The organism is Glutamicibacter nicotianae (assembly GCF_002797775.1).
In the GTDB taxonomy this organism is placed as follows: domain Bacteria; phylum Actinomycetota; class Actinomycetes; order Actinomycetales; family Micrococcaceae; genus Glutamicibacter; species Glutamicibacter nicotianae.
In genome coordinates this window covers 647,592-665,793 of record NZ_PGEY01000001.1, presented here as the reverse complement: position 1 = coordinate 665,793, position 18,202 = coordinate 647,592, and the positions used below count along the sequence as shown (strand labels likewise).

Sequence of the window (18,202 nt, the reverse complement as noted above, 5' to 3'; positions counted from 1 at the left end):
TTTGCGGCAGAGCGCAGGGGCCCGCAACCGTGGTCGCGAGCCCCTGCGCTCCGGGTACGGCGGGTGCTACTTCGGTTCGATGACCAGCAGCAGATCACCGCCCTGCACCTGGCTGGTGCCGTTCAGGGTTACCTGGCTGACCACGCCGCCGGTGTTGGCGGTGATGCCTGCCTCCATCTTCATGGCTTCGATGGTGGCTACCGACTGGCCGGCCTCGACCAAGTCGCCGACCTTGACGTTGACCGTCACGGCTCCGGCGAATGGTGCGGCGACATGGCCCTTGTCGTTAGGGTCGGCCTTCGGCGCGGACTTCACGGTGGATTCCACCGATTCATCGCGGACCCTGACCTGGCGGGACTGGCCGTTGAGGCTGACCACGACGGTGCGCAGGCCCTTCTCGTCAGCTTCCGACACCGATACCAGCCGGACGAGCAGTCGGACACCGGTGCCCAGCGAGATGACATGCTCGATGCCTGGAACCAGGCCGTAGAGGTAGTCGCGGGTGTGCAGCACGGACAAATCGCCGTAGTTCTCCACCGACTTCTCGAAGTCACGGGTTGGGCCTGCGAAGAGCAGCCGGTTCAGGGTGCCGCGGATCGTCTCCGAATCCGACTTCAGCGCCGCCGCGTCTTCCGCCGAGAGGTCCTCGATACGGGCCTTGACGTTGCGTCCCTGCAGCGCCTTCGTGCGGAATGGCTCTGGCCATCCGCCTGGAGGGTTGCCCAGCTCGCCCGAGAGGAACTGGATGACCGAATCCGGGATGTCGTAGTTCTGCGGGTTCGCTTCGAAGTCCGCGGCAGGCACGCCGGAGCCGACCAGCTGCAGGGCCAGGTCGCCGACGACCTTGGATGACGGGGTAACCTTCACCACGTTGCCGAGCATGTCGTTGACCGAAGCGTACATCGACTCGATGGCTTCGAAACGCTCGCCCAGGCCCAGCGCGATGGCTTGCTGGCGCAGGTTCGAAAGCTGGCCGCCAGGAATCTCATGCTGGTAGACACGGCCGGTCGGCGCCGGCAGTCCGGATTCGAATGGCCTGTACATCGCGCGCACTGCTTCCCAGTACGGTTCCAGCGACGCCACGGCATCCAGCGACAGGCCTGGATCGCGTTCGGTGAATTCCAGCGCCGCAACCAGTGCGGACGCCGAAGGCTGCGAGGTGGTGCCCGCCATGGCCGCGCTGGCCACGTCCACGGCGTCGACGCCGGCATCGATGGCAGCCATCAGGGTTGCCATCTGTCCGCCGGAGGTGTCGTGGGTGTGCAGGTGCACCGGCAGGTCGAAGCGTTCGCGCAGCGCGGTCACCAGCTTGGTGGCAGCGGCCGGGCGCAGCAGGCCTGCCATGTCCTTGATCGCGATGATGTGCGCACCGGCATCGACGATCTGCTGGGCCAGGTCCAGGTAGTAGTCCAGGGTGTACAGCTTCTCGTTGGCATCCAGCAGGTTGCCGGTGTAGCACAGAGCCACTTCGGCGACCGCGGTGCCGGTTTCACGCACTGCCTTGATGGCCGGGGCCATCTGCGACACATCGTTCAGCGCGTCGAAGATGCGGAAGATGTCGATGCCAGCGGAGGCTGCTTCCTTCACGAACGCGTCGGTTACCTCGGTCGGGTAAGGGGTGTAGCCCACGGTGTTGCGTCCGCGCAGCAGCATCTGCAGCGGGATGTTCGGCAGCTCGGCGCGCAGCAGCTCCAGGCGCTTCCATGGATCCTCGCCCAGGAATCGCAGGGACACATCGTAAGTGGCACCGCCCCAGACCTCCATGGAGAACAGCTGCGGCACGTTGTGCGCGTAGGCCGGAGCGGCGGCGAGCAGGTCGCGGGTACGCACGCGGGTGGCCAGCAGCGACTGGTGCGCGTCGCGGAAGGTGGTATCGGTGATGCCCACCGCCTTCGAGTCGCGCAGCGCCTTGGCAAAGCCCTCGGGGCCCAGCTCCAGCAGCTTCTGGCGCCAGCCGTCAACCGGTGCGGCAGACTTCGATGGGCCGTCGAATGGCGAACGCTCCGGCTCGTCGGACTTGTCGCCCGGGAACGCGGGAAGCTTCTTGCGCGGGTCGATGCCCTCGACACGGCTGCCATTGGGCTGGTTCACCGTGACATGGGCCAGGTAGTTCAGCGCCTTGGTGCCGCGGTCCTGGGACTCGTTGCCGGTAAGCAGATCCGGACGGGAATCGATGAAGTCGGTAGCGACATCACCGGCCAGGAACTGCGGGTCGCTGAGCACATTCTGGATGAACGGGATGTTGGTGGCCACGCCGCGCACGCGGAACTCGGCCAGCGCACGGCGGGCGCGGGCCACGGCGGTGGCGTAGTCACGGCCGCGGCAGGTGAGCTTGACCAGCATCGAGTCGAAGTGCGGCGAGACCTCCGCACCGGTGTAGATCGTGCCGCCATCTAGGCGTACGCCCGAGCCGCCGGCCGAACGGTACACCGTAATGGTTCCGACATCCGGACGGAAGCCGTTGGCCGGATCTTCGGTGGTGATGCGGGACTGCAGTGCCCAGCCACGCACCTGGACTGCATCCTGGCTGATGCCCAGGTCCTTCAGCGATTCGCCGGAGGCGATGCGCATCTGCGCCTGGACCAGATCGATGTCGGTGACTTCTTCGGTCACCGTGTGCTCCACCTGGATGCGCGGGTTCATCTCGATGAAGACGTGCTGACCGGCGCGCTCGCCCACGGTATCGACGAGGAATTCGACGGTACCGGCGTTCTGGTAGCCCAGGGTTTGGGCAAACTTCACGGCGTCGCGGAACAACGCCTGGCGGATCGACTCGTCCAGGTTCGGTGCCGGAGCGATTTCGACAACCTTCTGGTGGCGGCGCTGCAGCGAGCAGTCGCGCTCATGCAGGTGGACGATGTTGCCTTGCTCGTCGGCGAGGATCTGCACCTCGATGTGGCGCGGACGCAGCACTGCCTGCTCCAGGAAGACGGTTGGGTCGCCGAAGGCGGTGCCGGCTTCGCGCATGGCCGCGCCCATCAGTTCCGGCAGGTCTTCGCGCTTGTCGACGCGGCGCATGCCGCGCCCGCCGCCGCCGGCTACTGCCTTGACGAAGATCGGGAAGCCGATGCGATCGGCCTCGGCGATCAGGTAGTCGACGTCGTCGCTTGGCTCGGAGGATTCCAGTACCGGAATGCCTGCTTCGCGGGCTGCTTTCAGTGCCGCGACCTTGTTGCCGGCCAGTTCAAGCACGTCGGCCTTTGGACCGATGAACTTGATGCCTTCTGCTTCGGCAGCGCGGGCGAGATCGGGGTTCTCCGAGAGGAATCCGTAGCCCGGGTAAATTGCGTCCGCGCCGGCTTCTTTGGCAACGCGGATAATCTCGTCTATATCCAGGTAGGCTCGGACCGGATGGCCCTCTTCGCCGATCTGGTAGGCCTCTGCGGCCTTCTGGCGGTGGATCGAATTGCGATCTTCATGTGGGTAGACAGCAACGGTCTTTGCGCCCAGCTCGTAGCCGGCACGGAAGGCACGAATTGCAATCTCACCGCGGTTGGCGACCAAGATCTTTTCAAACATAGTGTCCCTACATCGAATCATTACACGCTGGCACAACGGCACCCTCGGGACTGTTTCCGCCAGGTGCTTGCCCGCCACACCAGCGTGTCGGGTCTCGAAAAGCGGCAAGCATTTGCCACTTCTGTGAAATACCCTACACGGGGAATCTCCAGAACGTCCAAACATTTCATCTTGTGGTCAGACCACATGAAATAATTGGAGCTGTGAAGTTTTAATCACTAACTTGTGCCTAATGGCAAAAACTCACGTTGCAAAGTCGGAGAAACGCCGGTCGGCACACTATGATGATGAGAGACTAAAAATTCGGTGGGACGTTTAAACTAACGAACAGTGAAAGGCGTGGTCTGGTCCGTGCACGTAGTGAGCATCAGCAGCCTCAAGGGTGGCGTAGGAAAAACCTCCGTGACACTCGGATTGGCTTCAGCAGCACTTGCCGCCGGCATTCCGACTCTCGTCATTGACCTGGATCCCCATGCGGATGCCAGCACTGGCCTCGGAGTCCGGGCTAACGGAAAGCAGCCAATTGGGCAGATGCTCAAGAACGCTCGCCGTGCCCGCCTGCAGGATCAGGTTGTCGCCAGCGCCTGGCAGTCAAAGGCAGCAGAGAAGAAGTCCCGCACCCGCATTCCAGTGCTCGACGTTGCTGTTGGCGATGCCTTCACCGGAATCTACGATCGCCCTGATCTGCGCACCCGCGACCTGCGCCGCCTCTCCCAGCTCCTGACCCGCACCAGCGGTTACCAGTTGGTGCTCATCGACTGCCCGCCATCGCTCAACGGCCTGACCCGCATGGCATGGAGCGCATCGGATCAGCTCCTGCTGGTCGCAGAACCCAGCCTGTTCTCCGTCGCCGGCACCGAGCGCACCCAGCGCGCATTGGAACTGTTCCGCCGCGAGTTCGCTCCGTCCTTGGGACCGGTACACGTCGTCGCCAACCGGGTCCGCAAGGATTCTGCAGAGCACACCTTCCGCTTGGGCGAAATGCGCCAGATGTTCGGCGATTCCATGGTCAAGCCCGAAATTCCCGAGCACCCGGAGTGGCAGCAGATCCAGGGCGCCGCGTATTCGGTGCACCAGTGGCCTTCGAAAGCCACCGCCCCGATGCTGGCCCAGTTCGATGCCTTGCTCAAGGAAGTCATGTCTGCCGCAGGCCCGAACAACACCTAGGATCTCCGGACGATATCTGGAGAAATTGGAACATAAACTACTGGCCGGATCTTCCTTCGTGGAAGATCCGGCCAGTAGTTTAAGTATTGGTTTCCAGTCCCAGGCTTAACCGACGTTGCGAGCGGCCTTGGCGGCACGACGGGCAGCCAGCTCGTCTTCAGGCAGGGCCTGCTGCGCAGAGCTCTCAGATGGCAGCTGGGCCAGCGATCCTTCGACCTCGCGCCAGACGCGGCCCACGGCGATGCCGAACACGCCTTGACCCTTCTGGACGAGATCGATGACCTCATCGGCGCTCGTGCATTCGTAGACCGAAGCGCCATCGCTCATCAGAGTGATCTGGGCAAGATCCTCGACACCGCGTTCACGCAGATGCAAAACAGCCGAACGGATCTGCTGCAGTGATACTCCGGTGTCCAGCAACCTCTTGACGACCTTGAGCACAAGGATGTCCCGGAAGGAGTAGAGCCGGTGGCTGCCAGAGCCCTTGGCTCCGCGCACTGCTGGCTCCACCAAGCCGGTACGTGCCCAGTAGTCGAGCTGCCGGTAGGTGATGCCTGCCGCCTTGCACACAATCGGACCACGGTAGCCTGCATGCTCGTCCAGCTCAGGCAGGTCATCGGTGAAGAGCAACCCTTGGGTACTGGATTGCTTGGTGCCACCATCGACCCCATAGTGAGGCCCAGTCTGGCGAGACTCCATCCAATTGCTCCTTGCGTGTCAGCACGTTCCTAAACGAGTATCCAGGGACCGAATAAGAACCGCGCAGATGCGAGTGATGACCATCAAAATACAGCTCTATTTAAATGTCCCTATGCAAAGACGGTACGGCGATAATGCCTAATGGTCAAAGACCTTCAAGCTTAACTTTAAGGCGTGTCGCGCGAGCATCGGGAATTACCCAATTCAAGGCCTGTATTCCGCTGAAACCAAACGTCCGATTTCTATGAGGAGAAATCTTCTGGATCAATGTTGTCCAAGAATTCCCGGAATTCCCGCATTTGCTCTTCGGGCGCTTCTTCGCCGTCTGACTCGTTTTCGATCGCCACTCCTGCTTCCTCCAGGACATCCTCGGCGCACATGATGGGGCACTGCGCGCGCACGGCCAGCGCCACCGCATCAGAGGAACGCGAATCCACGCGTTTGCCGTTGGAGAGGACGAGTTCGGCGACGAATACGGCGTTGTGCACCGAGACGATTTCGATCCGTTCAAGTTTCACGCCCATGCTTTCAATGACGCTGATCAACAGGTCGTGAGTCATCGGACGCGGCGGTGTGAGCCCTTGCTCGGACATGGCAATGGCCGAAGCCTCGGGCGCGCCAATCCACAGCGGCAGGTAGAGATTCCGCTCTGGATACTTGAGCAGCAGCAGCGGCTGATTCGCCGGCAGTTGAATACGGATCCCGGCAAACTCCAGTTCCAGCATGCTAGCCCCTTAGAGTTGTGGTTTCCTGATGGAATTCAGCCTAGCGATCTAGTTGGGAAATAGCACGTTGCACTAGGGCTTCGTGAATTTCCAGGCACTGGCGGGAGATTTCCTGGGCCTCTTCCGCGGCACGGGCGCGGGCGGAAACTTCCGGCTTTTTCAGTTCGTTGCCGACAATCGATTCGATCAGCGAGAACTCGCGATCGGCCGCTGTGCGGAACTGCCGCAGATGGCGGGGCTCGACGCCATGACCGGCCAGCTGTACCGCCGACTTGGTGACCTTGATGCTGCTGGCGTCGAACAGGCCAGCCAACGGTTCGATCAAGCCGAACTTGATCAATTCGCCGATGAGATCCTCACTGGCGCCGGTCAGCCCCTGCAGCTCAGCCATGGAGACCGAACGGGCCTTTCGCTCCACGGCCTCGGCCATGTCGTTGTTGACTGCCTTGGGAGCCACCGGGGCTCCGCCAGGCAATGCCGCCGGTGCTTCACCGCGGTCCACCGAGTCAAGGTGGTCCTTGATGACCTTCAAAGGCAGGTACTGGTCGCGTTGCACGGACAGGATGAAACGCAAGCGGCTCACGTCCGACGCGGAGTACTTCCGGTATCCGGCTGAGGTGCGCTGCGGGATGATCAAACCCTTGTCTTCCAGGAAACGGATCTTGGAAGCGGTGACGCGCGGGAATTCATCCTTGAGTTCCGAGAGCACTTCGCCGATATTCAGCGCGGCCTGCCGGACGGTCTCGTGGCGTGGTGCCTCGAGTCGTGGGCTGCGGGCTGCGTCAAAGATCGGCAAAGGGTCTACACCTCGGATGTATGGATATGTCGGCGTGCTAGACGCCGGCGAACAAAACCTCGAACTCTACCAGTTTAAAGGTTGGGAACGCTTTGGTAGAAATTCAGGCGGAATTTGCCAATCTGAACTTGCACGCCGGTGCTCAATGGGATTTCGTCGATGCGGTCCCCGTTGATGTAGGTGCCGTTGAGCGATCCGATGTCGCTGAGGGTGAAGCGCTCGCCAGTACGGGAGAACTTGGCGTGACGACGCGAAACGGTTACGTCATCCAGGAAGATATCGGCGTTCGGATGCCGGCCTGCGATGCTCTCGTCGGTGTCCAGCAGGAAACGTGCGCCCTTATTCGGTCCTGAATGGGCGATAAGCAACGCAGAACCAGCTGGAAGGGCGTTAACTGCGTTTTTCTCATCTTCACTAAGGGTGTAGATGACCGAAGGTTCAGCACCCTTGTGCGCCCCAGGAAGAGCGATATTGGTCGTCTCAGAGGCAGACTCGTTGTGCGGGTCAACCGGCCGATGTTCCGACATTGTGGGGTCCTCCAGAAAATTCTGCTTACAGTTCGTGCGTGACGACCTTGTGTTCTACGTTGGCACAGTCAGTATTACCAAACTATTTACAGATTAGCCTACTCACTGCCCAAGTGATAACAGAAAGTACATATTTTCCGATGCGCCGGATGGCCAGTGTGGCATGATGCCATTAGAGAAGAAGATGCACTGGGATCGCCAACACTTCGATCTTTTCGCACAGATGAAATCGATGCAAGGCCATATCAGGAACTTTCAGGTGAATCATGACGAAAATACTGCTCAAGCGGGCATACGCAGCGCCCAGCGCCGAGGATGGCTACAGGATTCTGGTTGACAGGCTCTGGCCGCGCGGGCAAAGCAAGGCGGTGCTCCAGCTCGATCACTGGGCCAAGGGCATTGCGCCGAGCACCGAGCTGCGCAAGGGCTGGGATCATGACCCCGCCCGCTTTGATGAATTCGCCCAGCACTATCGCACCGAACTGAACCAGAATCCCGCAGTCGATGATTTCCTGGAATTACTCTCCCAGCATCCAGTGGTCACCTTCGTCTACGGAGCGAAGGATGAGCAGGCTAATCACGCGGTGGTGTTGCGTGACTATCTGCTGGATCAGCTGTCTGCTCCGTAGGAGGCACAAAGCATACGCCGTCGGCGCACACCATGTCCGAAGCGACAACCTGCTGAAGATCGAAGCTGAATTCCCCGCCCACCGTGGCACCTTTCGTCGAATAGCCCTGTCCTAGTGGTACAACCGCGCCAGGCCAGCAAATATTCCGGACTTGAAGCTGCGACCGACTCCAGCAAGATGCCGATGGCACCGCGAGATATTCGCGGTGCCATCGGCATCTTGGATGCCGTCAGTCAGCGCACTGCTTAGCGCTGATCGAGCAGGGTCGGTTCGAAGAAGCCGGCCAGCTCTTCGGTAGCGTCCAGCGGCAGGATGTTGGCTATGTACATGTCCGGACGGACAATCACGATCGCGCCATCGCGGGAGATCTGGCGCTCCTCGAAGATATCTGAGCCTTCCAGCGTGGTGTAGACCTTCTCGTAATCCATGAGTCCGAAGTCCCCGATGTTCGGACGGAACACCTTGGGCGCGTCGTTGACGTTCATCGTGGTGTAGTCCTGCTGGTAGACGACCTTGATGTCGAACAGCGCATCGGTGTCGGCGCCCTTCGGGGTGAAGCGCACCAGCGGCGACCGCTCGTCCTCCAGCAGCCAGCTCGACAGGTCGGCAATCTTCTGCGACTGCCCGATTGGCAGCTGGTCTGCGAAGACGTAGATGCGGTAGCGGCCATCGGCCCGGTGGTGGTGGCCCAGGTGCTTCGGATTGGCATCGGCCAGGCGCATGACCTGCGAGGAGCGGAAGCGCTTGCCCATAGGGAAGCCGGCAGCCAGTTCCTGGTAGTCCTTGCCGGCGGTCAGCGACGACTGCGGGTACTCGGTCATGAAGCCCGCAGGGAATTCGGCTGTGCGCACGTAGAACTCGGCAACGCCTTCCTGGCCTTCGAGCTCCTCGGGCGAGGCGGCCATGATGGAGGACCACTTCTTGTCGAAGTCGATCAGGTCCTTGGCGATCACCTTGCGTTCCTCCGAGTAGGTGCGCAGCAGGCTTTCCGGAGCCCGGCCGGAGAGCACGTAGCCGATCTTCCAGGCCAGGTTGAAGCCGTCCTGCATGGACACGTTCATGCCCTGGCCCGCCTTGGCCGAGTGCGTGTGGCAGGCATCGCCGGTGATGAACACGCGCGGTTCGCGGGTGCCGATTTCCTCGACCGCTACATCGTCGAAGCGGTCGGCCAGTCGGTGGCCCACTTCGTACACGCTGTGCCACGCAACGTCCTTGACCTCCAGGGTGTAGGGATTCAAGATCGCCTTGGCGCGCTCGATGATTTCTTCCAGCGGGGTCTCGCGGACCTTGCCGTTGTCATCCTCCGGGACTTCGCCGAGGTCGACGTAGAGGCGGAAGAGCTGGCCGCCTTCGCGCGGGATCAGCAGAATCGAGCCGGCTTTGGAATGGATGGCGCATTTGGTGCGCACGTCCGGGAAGTTGGTCAGCGCCAGGGTATCCATGACACCCCAGGCGTGGTTGGCCTTATCTCCCGAGAGCTTCGCGCCAATTGAGCGGCGGACATTGCTACGGGCCCCGTCGGAACCGACCGCATACTTGGCCCGCACTACGCGCTCGATGCCCTCGTTGCCCTCCGTGCAACCGATCAGGGTGACCTTGACGGGGTACTCCTCGCCGTCTTCGACGACCAGTTCCTTGAAATCCCAGCCGTAGTCCGGGACGGTGCGGGCTGGCGAGTTCGAGGCGAATTCAGCGAAGTAGTCGATGACTCGAGCCTGGTTGACGACGAGGTGCGGGAATTCGCTGACACCCGTTGGGTCATCGGGGGTGCGGTCGGTGCGGATGATCCGCTCCGGGTTTGCCGGGTCGGGATTCCAGAAGGTGGTTTCCTTGATGATATAGGCCTCGGCGGTGATGCGCTCGGCAAAGCCGAACGCCTGGAAGGTCTCGACGGTGCGCGACTGGATTCCGTCGGCCTGGCCGATTTCCAGCCGGCCCGGGCGCCGGTCGATGATGCGGGTGTGCACATCAGGGAATTGGGCCAGCTGAGCGGCGGTGATGATCCCGGCAGGACCGGCGCCGACGATCAGCACATCCATTTCATCCGGCAGCTCGGCGGGACGATTTACGCCCGCACCAGCAGCTGGCTGCACTCGTGGATCTGCCGAAATGTATCCGTTGTGGTGAAACTGCACCGTTTCATCCCCCAATTCCCTCTGATGACCTCAGTCAATACGCTACTTGTTCGATATTAGAACTCCATGATCTTTTATCGCACATTAATCATATACGATCTGTGAGCTCACACACAAGCGGACGTAGGCGGCACCCCACGCGCTCGGGTCGCTTGATGCCCTTTGCCGCAGAGGCTCCCACTGCGCGCCAGCAGACTCCAGTACTTGTTGTTCATGGAGGTTCGAGCTGCACTTGAGCGCTCGGTGCACTGCTGGCCTTTGCGCAGACCACCCGGGAGCCGGGACCGTGCAGCTGGCAGCAAGCAGCGGATGAATTGGATTGCAGCTGAGCCGTGCCCACCCCGCGGCACGTTCGTCGGCGGTTCGGGCCGCGAACCGGAGAATCGAAACGGCGGCTTGAGTGGCAGATGCTGGCTGGCAGAGGGCTACTTAACCAGCTCGACGCGTCCGGCTGAGACTGAGAGCCGATGCACTACCGCGTGCTCGCGCATTTTCTGCTGCCATCGCCGGTCATGACTCACCGTGATCACGGTGCCCGGGTAATCCACCAGTGCGGCTTCCAGCTGCTCGACCAGAGCCGGGGAAAGATGGTTTGTCGGCTCGTCGAGAAGCAGCACCTGCGCCTTGGTGCTGACCGCAACGGCCAGTTCCAAGCGGCGGCGCTGGCCCACCGACAGCGCCATGGGATGCCGCAGGAAATCCTGCGGCGCAAACAAGCCAAGCTTGGCCAAGGACGCACCAGCATCCTGGACGTACTGGCTGGTGGCCGAGGCGAAAGCTTCGATCAGGCTGTCGCCGGGAAGGACCCCGATGTCCTGGCGCAGCCAAGCGCAGTGCAGGTGAGCAGCGCGCTCGATCCGCCCCGCGGTGCATTCCAGTTCGCCGGCAAGCATCTTCAGCAACGTAGATTTGCCAGCGCCGTTGGAGCCGGTGACCAGCCAACGCTCACCGAGCTTGATTTCGAAGCTGCCGGTGGACAGTTTCGGCGCGATGCTGCGCTGCGCGTTCATCACCTTCAGCAGGGTTTCACCGCTGTGCTGGCCTTCGCCGCCGCTAGGCATGGCGAATGCCAATTCGGCGGCAGGCTCAGGGGCACGGTGGGTTTCGAGTTCCTCGATACGCGACTTGGCTTGGCGAATCTTCGAAGTCGAGCCGTGGCTGGAATCGCGGGCACGGAAATTGCCGTGCCCGAAACCTGCCTTGTCCTGCTTGCGCGGGATGGCGGCAACGCGCGAAGCGTACTTGTCGACCAGATTCTGCGAACGCTCATACTCCTGGACCCAGTTCCCATAGGCCACGCGGATTGCGGTTCTCTCCTGCTCCTTGGCATGCAGGTAACCGTCATAGCCGTTGCCGTAGTGCGCGAGCTGGCCATCGCTGACCTCGATGATGGACCGGGCGAAGCGCTTGAGGAACATCCGGTCGTGGCTGATCAGCACCAGGGCGCCGCGGTGCTTGTCGATGGTCCGCTCCAGCCAGTTCATGGCTGTCTCGTCAAGGTCGTTCGTCGGTTCATCCAGCAGAAGCAATTGCGCACCGGAGCACAGCACGCAGGCCAGGGCGAGTCGTGAGGATTGCCCGCCGGATAGCTGCGCAACGGGTCGTTGCCGGTCCATCTGCCCCAGCCCCAGCTGCTCCAGCGCGCTGTCCAGGCGTGGCGCCAGCGAATAGCCGTCGGCGGCTTCGTACAGATCGGTAACTTTCTGCAGCTGCTGCAGGAGCCGTTGGGCCTGATCCTCCGGGGCATCGTCGAGCCTATTGGATATGACGCGCATCAAGGTTTCCAGTTCGCGGAAGCGCTGGTGGTAGGAGTCGATCACCTGCTGCACGCTCATCGCTTGCGCGAAGCGCGGGTTCTGCGCGGCATAGGCAACGGCGCCGGGCGCGTTCATCGTGCGCTGCCCGCGGTCGGGTGCCAGATTTCCGGCGATGACACGCATCAGCGTAGATTTGCCCGAACCATTATCGCCAAGCACGGCGATGCGATCGGTAGCGGAAATGGACAGTTCGATGCCGGCGAGGACATCTCGTTCGCCGAAGCTGACCGCGATGTCCTGCAACAAGCAGACGTCATCCGGTTCGGTGTCTTGTTCGCGCCGATCGGAGGGGCGCACATTCCGGGAGTGGGTCATGGGTCATTCCTGCCTCGCACCGGTTCCGCCCGCCGGAGCAGGCTTCGGTGCTGGTGGTTGGAGGCACTCGCAGGTGCCGAGGACTTGGCGGCAGCGAAGCAAAGCTCAACGCTGGCTGGCGCCTAGAGGAAATGGATCCCAAGAATTATCGTGCCCATCGTCCAAGGCTAATGCTCTGGGTTCGGTGCTGGCAAGGCTCGTGCGGCTAGAGGTCGATACTGCCTTCAATGAGCACATTCGTGGCGCCGCCCACCCAGAGCTGCCCGTCGGCCATCTCCAAATGCACTTCTCCATCGCGTCCCGCCTTGGCGCCCTGCCGGTTGACCAGCGGCGCGGCGGCATGCCCGGCGTCGATCAGCCATTGGGCGGCCGCGCCATTCAGGCTCCCGGTGACCGGATCCTCGCGCACTGCGCCGTTTTCGATGGTCAGCGCCCTCACTTCGAAGCCCCCGCCTGGCGTACTGGGTGGCAACGCGCCAAGGACCCCGATCTTCCAGCGGCCGGACCGCTGCGGAGCCTGCGCCGAGATCTCCAGGACCTGCTGCGCATCCTGCAGCAGGATAGCGGCCCAGCCTGGGCCGTTGTCCACCCATTGCGCGTCCACCACCTGCTCCGTGCCGATGCCCAGGATCTGCAGCATTTCCGCCAGTTCCCGCCGCCCGATCGCGCCGGTGCGCGTCGCCGGCGGCGAGGCGAAGGACAGCAGCTCGCCGTCGATCCTGATCGGCACCAGCCCGGCACCACATTCGGCGATCAGCTGCTTCGGGTCGCGCGGCACTCCCCCGGCCTGCAGCCAGGCGCGTGCAGTGCCCAGGGCCGGGTGGCCGGCAAACGGGTATTCGCGGTCGCGGGCGAAGATCCGGAACCGGTAGTCGGCCTGCACGTGGCGTGCCGGCAGGATGAAGGTGGCCTCCGAGAGGTTGGACCACAGCGAATAGTTGCGCATCGCTTCGTCCTCCAGCCCGTCGCCATCGAGCACCACACCCAAGGGGTTGCCCTTGTACGGGACGGTGCTGAAGACATCGACCTGCTGGAATCTGCGTTGCATTGGACCATCCTCCGGATGCTCGGGCGCGGGATGCGCAATTGCGGGCGGGTACGGCAAAACCCCGCCGAGAAGTCATCTCGACGGGGTTTTCCGATCGGTTGGTCGGGCTAGCGGGATTTGAACCCACGGCCTCCTCACCCCCAGTGAGGCGCGCTACCAAGCTGCGCCATAGCCCGATGCCCTCGCAGCCGTTATCCCCAAGTCGTGAGAACCAAGGGTGCCGTCTGCGAAAAGCTCCTCCATTAGCCTACACCAAGTGAAGGGCTAAATTCGAAATTTAGCGATTGCGCCCGCGGCGTTCGCGGATTCGCATCGAAACTTCGATCGGGCTGCCCTCGAAACCGAAGGTTTCGCGCAGCCGGCGGGTGATGAAGCGGCGGTAGCCCGGATCCAGGAAGCCGGTGGTGAACAGCACGAAGCGCGGCGGGCGGGCCGAGGCCTGGGTGCCGAACAGGATGCGTGGCTGCTTGCCGCCGCGCACCGGGTGCGGGTGGGCCGCGACAAGCTCGCCCAGGAAGGCATTCAGCTTGCCGGTCGGGATGCGCTTGTCCCAGGATTCCAGCGCGGTATTCAGCGCGGGAACGAGCTTGTCCTTGTGCCAGCCGGTCTTCGCCGAGATGTTCACGCGCGGGGCCCATTCGATGTGCGCGAGGTCGCGTTCGATCTCCTGCTCAAGGTAGTAGCGGCGGTCCTCGTCCACCTCATCCCACTTGTTGTAGACGATGACCATCGCGCGGCCCGCCTCGATGGCCAGCTGGATGATGCGCACGTCCTGCTCGGAAATGGTCTCGTTGGCGGCCAGCAGGATCACTGCGACCTCGGCCTTTTCCAGCGCGGTCTGGGTGCGCAGCGACGCGTAGTAGTCCGAGCCGACGGCCATGTGCTGGCGGCGGCGGATGCCTGCGGTATCAACGAAGCGCCAGACTTCGCCGCCCAGCTCGACCAGTTCGTCCACCGGGTCGCGGGTGGTGCCGGCGTAGTCGTCGACCACCACGCGCTCGGAGCCGGCCACCTTGTTCAGCAGCGAGGACTTGCCCACGTTCGGGCGGCCGATCAGCGCGATGCGGCGCGGACCGCCCGAGGGGATCATGCCGCCGAACGCCGAATGCTCCGGCAGCTTCTCCATGACCGCGTCCAGCAGGTCGGCGGTGCCGCGGCCGTGCAGGGCCGAGACCGGCCAGGGCTGGCCGAAGCCCAGGCCCCAGAGCACGGCGGCTTCGGCTTCCTGGTTGAAGTCGTCGACCTTGTTGGCCACCAGGAAGACCGGCTTGCCCTTCTTGCGCAGCATCTTCACCACGGCCTCGTCGGTGGCGGTGGCCCCCACATGGGAGTCGACCACGAAGAGGATGGCGTCGGCGACGTCGGCGGCGATTTCCGCCTGGTCGGCCACCGAGGCGTGGATGCCCTTGGCATCGTGCTCCCAGCCGCCGGTGTCCACGATGGTGAATGGGCGTCCCATCCACTCGGCGGAGTAGGACACGCGGTCGCGGGTGACGCCCGGGGTGTCCTCCACGACCGCTTCGCGGCGGCCGAGGATGCGGTTGACCAGGGTGGACTTGCCCACGTTGGGGCGTCCGATGACAGCCAGGACCGGTGGAATGACGACGTCTTCATCGTCGTCGTCGAAGTGGTCCAGGCCTGCCAGCAGGGCCGAGTCCTCGTCGTCCAGATCGTAGTCTTCCAGTCCGCTGAGCAGGGCCTTGGCGCGGACGTCGGCCTCTTCCTCGCTCAGTTCGGCCAGGCGCTCGGCGATATCGTCGTCTCCAACGGGGATGTATTCCTCGTCGTGGGTGGAGTTGTTCTCGCTCATGATTTTCCCTTCACAGCGATCGTAATCTTCATCGGCTCTCGCCGAGGATGGGCACCAGCTTGAGGCTAGTTTTTCGTTGCGGTGCTGATGGCGTCAAGCACCGCGTCGATGGTCTGCTCGAAATCCAGCTCCGAGGAGTCAACGGTCATGACCCCGTCGGCGGCCTGGGTGAAGTTCACCACGGTGGAGTCCTTCGCATCGCGTGCCAGCACCTGGGTGGCCAGCTGCGCGTCGTTCTGGGTTCCGCCCAGCTGCAGGCCGCGGCGGCGCAGGCGGGCTTCCTCCGAAGCAGTCAGCAGGATGCGCGCATCCGCGTCCGGGGCGACCACGGTGGTGATGTCGCGGCCTTCGGCCACGATCCGGGCGTTGGCGGCGATGATCTCCTGCTGGCGGCGGACCAGTTCGGCACGCGCCGCCAGATTGGTGGCCACGGTGGAGACCTGCTCGGAGATGCGCGGTTCGCGGATCGCCGCGGTCACATCCACCCCGCCGATTTCGACCAGTTCGGCATCCGGATCAACCGAGATGGACAGCTTCGCATCGCGCACTGCCTGGGCCACGGCGTCTGCGTTGGCCAGGTCGGTGCCGTCGGCGAGCACCGAGTAGGTGATCGCGCGGTACATGGCACCGGTATCCAGGTAGGCCGCGCCCAGCTTGCGGGCGACGGCCTTGGAGACCGAGGACTTGCCGGAGCCACTGGGGCCGTCGATGGCAATAACAAGCTTGTCGTTGTTCAAGGTGCTCACTGGGCTACTTTCCATCCGTTCTTGGTCAATACGTCGATCAGTTCATCGCGCCGGCCGGGCACGACCGAAACATCCACCATGCCGACCTGGTGACCGGCGGAGTGCTCCATGCGCAAATCCTCGATATTGATCTGCGCATCGCCGATTTCGGTCAGCAGCTGGGCGATCTGCCCCGGTCGGTCGTCGATCACGACGGTCACCAGGGCGAAGGCCTGCGGAGGTGCGCCGTGCTTGCCCGGGATCCGGGCACGCCCGGCGTTGCCTTCGGTCATCAGCTGCGAGAGGTCCAGCAGCGCGCCGGCCCCTTGCGGGTTGCGCAGCGTGTTGATCAGTCGGTCCAGGTCTTCCTTCATCCCGGTCAGGATCGGCACCAGCGCGTCGGCGTTGTGCGAGAAGATCTGGATCCAGAGCTTCTCGTCGCTGGCCGCGATGCGCGTGGTGTCGCGCAGCCCGTTGCCGGCCAGGGCCAGCTGGTGGCTTTCGGCGTTCAGCAGGCGCGAGGCGATCATCGAGCTGGCCGCCTGCGGGAAGTGGCTGATCAGCGCGACGGATTCGTCATGCTCGGTGACGCTCATCCGGTGCATGGTCGCGCCCAGGTCGATGGCCAGGGATTCGGCGGCCTTCACGCGCGAGGCCTGCGCCCCGTCGTGGGTGCAGATGACCCACGGCATGGAGGTGAACAGCTCGCCGCGGGCGGCCGCCGGACCGGATTTCTCGCGGCCGGCCATCGGGTGCGTCCCCACATAGCGGGAAGTCTCGGCCTCGCCCAGCCGGGTATCGGCCAGCACGCCGGCCAGGATCGAGCCCTTGACGCTGGCGATGTCCACCACCGTGGCGTTCGGGTAGGCCAGCAGCGCATCGCCGACCAGCGCGGCGGTGACATCCGGCGGGGCGCCGATCACTACCAGTTCGGGTGCGATCTGCTGGTTTTCCAGCAGCACGCCGGCGCCGATGTCCTGGGCAACCCCGGCCGCGGTCGGCGAAATATCCGACAGGTAGACGTGCACGCCCTTGGCGCGCAGTCCCAGTCCCACAGAGGTGCCCAGCAGGCCGGTGCCGATGACCAGCACCGGGCCTGCGAGGTGCGAGGCGGCCATCGGCTACATCCCCACCATGGCCATGAGGTGCCCGACTTCCTGGTTGCCCAGGGAGCGGATGGTGCCCTGCTTCTGGTCGCCCAGCTGCACCGGGCCCACGGCGACGCGCACCAGGCGCTGGACCGGGTGGCCCACGGCGTCGAACATGCGGCGCACGATGCGGTTGCGGCCCGAGTGCAGGGTCACCTCGACCATCACGTGCTTCGGGGTGGTGGCGATGATCTTCAGGTCATCGACCTTGATCCAGCCGTCTTCGAGCTTGATGCCCTCGCGCAGCTGGTTGCTCACCGCGCGCGGCAGCGGGCCGGGGATCTGCACCAGGTAGGTCTTCGGGACCTCGTACTTCGGGTGCTGCAGGCGGTTGGCCAGCTCGCCGTCGTTGGTCAGGATCAGCACGCCTTCGGTCTTGTAGTCCAGGCGGCCGACGTGGAACAGGCGCAGCGACTTGTGCTCGTTCTTGAAGTAGTCGGCGATGGTGCGCCGGCCTTCCGGGTCGTCCATCGTGCACATCACGTGCTTCGGCTTGTTGAAGACGAAGTAGCGGTTGGCCTGGTTCGTCTGGATGCGCATGCCGTCGACGTGGATGCGGTCCTTGTCCGGGTCCACGCGGGTGCCCAGCTCGACGACGAGGTTGCCGTTGACCTCGACGCGGCCTTCGAGGATCATCTCCTCGCAGACGCGGCGCGATGCCACCCCGGCGTTGGCCATAGCCTTCTGCAGGCGGATGCCATCCTGCTGCTCCCCGTTGATCTCGCGGGCCGCCTGGTTCTCGGCACGGGCCTGGGCGCGGGCGCGCTGGGTCGGGCGTGCGTAGTTGTTCGGCACGGAGTTGCCGAAGCGTTCCTTGCCGAAAGCCCGCTCGGAGTTCTTGCGCGCTGCCGAAGTGTTGCGCTTGGCCGGGTTCGACTTCTCGCCCGGCTTGCCGAAGGACGACTTGCCGTGCGGCTTCTCGCCGAAGGACTTGCCGCCGGTGCGGCCAGCGCCACCTGGCTTGCCGTAGGACTTGCCCCCGGATTTGCCGCCGTTGCTGTTGCGGCCGCCTGCTGGCTTGCCGCCGAAGTTCGAATTGCCGCCGCGTTCGCCGCGGCCGGAGGAGGATCCCCTGCTCATGCTTGCCTGTGTCCCTTGCTGTTACGTGTTCGCTGCGCGAGCCCGCCAGTGGCATCGGCTTC

The 18,202-nt window shown here is 63.4% G+C and carries 14 protein-coding genes and 1 tRNA gene; 2 read left to right on the top strand and 13 right to left on the bottom strand.

The genetic code is table 11. From position 1 onward, the window contains the following. Positions 1-66 precede the first annotated feature (66 nt). The gene (locus ATK23_RS03035; RefSeq protein WP_066137540.1) at positions 67-3,519 is read right to left on the bottom strand and encodes a pyruvate carboxylase; all 3,453 of its coding nucleotides are present in this window, start codon (positions 3,517-3,519) and stop codon (positions 67-69) included. Positions 3,520-3,870: 351 nt separating this feature from the next. Between ATK23_RS03035 and ATK23_RS03030 the strand changes: the two genes are divergently transcribed. Beyond that, positions 3,871-4,686 carry a ParA family protein gene (locus ATK23_RS03030; RefSeq protein ID WP_066138895.1) on the top strand — a complete coding sequence of 272 codons (816 nt, stop codon included), beginning with the start codon at positions 3,871-3,873 and terminating at the stop codon, positions 4,684-4,686. A gap of 105 nt (positions 4,687-4,791) precedes the next feature. On the opposite strand, the gene ATK23_RS03025 is transcribed toward ATK23_RS03030, so the two are convergent. From ATK23_RS03025 to ATK23_RS03010, 4 genes are all read right to left on the bottom strand, one after another. Next, entirely contained in the window at positions 4,792-5,385 is a 594-nt protein-coding gene (locus tag ATK23_RS03025; protein WP_066137538.1) for a MerR family transcriptional regulator, read from the bottom strand. A gap of 242 nt (positions 5,386-5,627) precedes the next feature. Continuing rightward, the gene (locus tag ATK23_RS03020; RefSeq protein ID WP_038990348.1) at positions 5,628-6,110 is read right to left on the bottom strand and encodes a bifunctional nuclease family protein; all 483 of its coding nucleotides are present in this window, start codon (positions 6,108-6,110) and stop codon (positions 5,628-5,630) included. Between the two features lie 40 nt (positions 6,111-6,150). Further along, positions 6,151-6,906 (bottom strand): transcriptional regulator FtsR, encoded by a 756-nt coding sequence (gene ftsR / locus ATK23_RS03015; protein ID WP_236641107.1) that lies wholly within the window; start codon positions 6,904-6,906, stop codon positions 6,151-6,153. A gap of 74 nt (positions 6,907-6,980) precedes the next feature. Beyond that, positions 6,981-7,433 (bottom strand): FHA domain-containing protein, encoded by a 453-nt coding sequence (locus ATK23_RS03010; RefSeq protein ID WP_038990347.1) that lies wholly within the window; start codon positions 7,431-7,433, stop codon positions 6,981-6,983. Positions 7,434-7,699: 266 nt separating this feature from the next. On the opposite strand from ATK23_RS03010, the gene ATK23_RS03005 reads away from it, so the two are divergent. Continuing rightward, the gene (locus ATK23_RS03005; protein ID WP_066137536.1) at positions 7,700-8,062 is read left to right on the top strand and encodes a DUF488 domain-containing protein; all 363 of its coding nucleotides are present in this window, start codon (positions 7,700-7,702) and stop codon (positions 8,060-8,062) included. Between the two features lie 245 nt (positions 8,063-8,307). Here ATK23_RS03005 and ATK23_RS03000 read toward each other — a convergent pair whose 3' ends face one another. The 8 genes from ATK23_RS03000 to ATK23_RS02965 form a co-directional block, all read right to left on the bottom strand. After that, positions 8,308-10,197: an FAD-binding monooxygenase gene (locus ATK23_RS03000; protein WP_066137534.1), complete on the bottom strand. Its 1,890-nt coding sequence runs from the start codon at positions 10,195-10,197 to the stop codon at positions 8,308-8,310. A gap of 425 nt (positions 10,198-10,622) precedes the next feature. Further along, positions 10,623-12,329: a ribosomal protection-like ABC-F family protein gene (gene abc-f / locus ATK23_RS02995; protein WP_083515377.1), complete on the bottom strand. Its 1,707-nt coding sequence runs from the start codon at positions 12,327-12,329 to the stop codon at positions 10,623-10,625. Positions 12,330-12,534: 205 nt separating this feature from the next. Then, entirely contained in the window at positions 12,535-13,377 is an 843-nt protein-coding gene (locus ATK23_RS02990; RefSeq protein WP_066137532.1) for a PhzF family protein, read from the bottom strand. Between the two features lie 99 nt (positions 13,378-13,476). Beyond that, positions 13,477-13,553, bottom strand: a tRNA-Pro gene (locus ATK23_RS02985). A 101-nt stretch (positions 13,554-13,654) separates the two neighbouring features. Next, positions 13,655-15,187: a ribosome biogenesis GTPase Der gene (gene der, locus ATK23_RS02980; protein ID WP_066137531.1), complete on the bottom strand. Its 1,533-nt coding sequence runs from the start codon at positions 15,185-15,187 to the stop codon at positions 13,655-13,657. A 65-nt stretch (positions 15,188-15,252) separates the two neighbouring features. Beyond that, positions 15,253-15,963 (bottom strand): (d)CMP kinase, encoded by a 711-nt coding sequence (cmk, locus tag ATK23_RS02975; RefSeq protein WP_407645318.1) that lies wholly within the window; start codon positions 15,961-15,963, stop codon positions 15,253-15,255. Further along, entirely contained in the window at positions 15,930-17,030 is a 1,101-nt protein-coding gene (locus ATK23_RS02970; protein WP_066137527.1) for a prephenate dehydrogenase, read from the bottom strand. Before ATK23_RS02970 ends, cmk begins: the two co-directional genes overlap by 34 nt. Before the next feature lie 3 nt (positions 17,031-17,033). Continuing rightward, on the bottom strand, positions 17,034-18,140 hold the full coding sequence (locus ATK23_RS02965) for a pseudouridine synthase (RefSeq protein WP_066137525.1): 1,107 nt from the start codon (positions 18,138-18,140) through the stop codon (positions 17,034-17,036). Positions 18,141-18,202 lie beyond the last annotated feature (62 nt).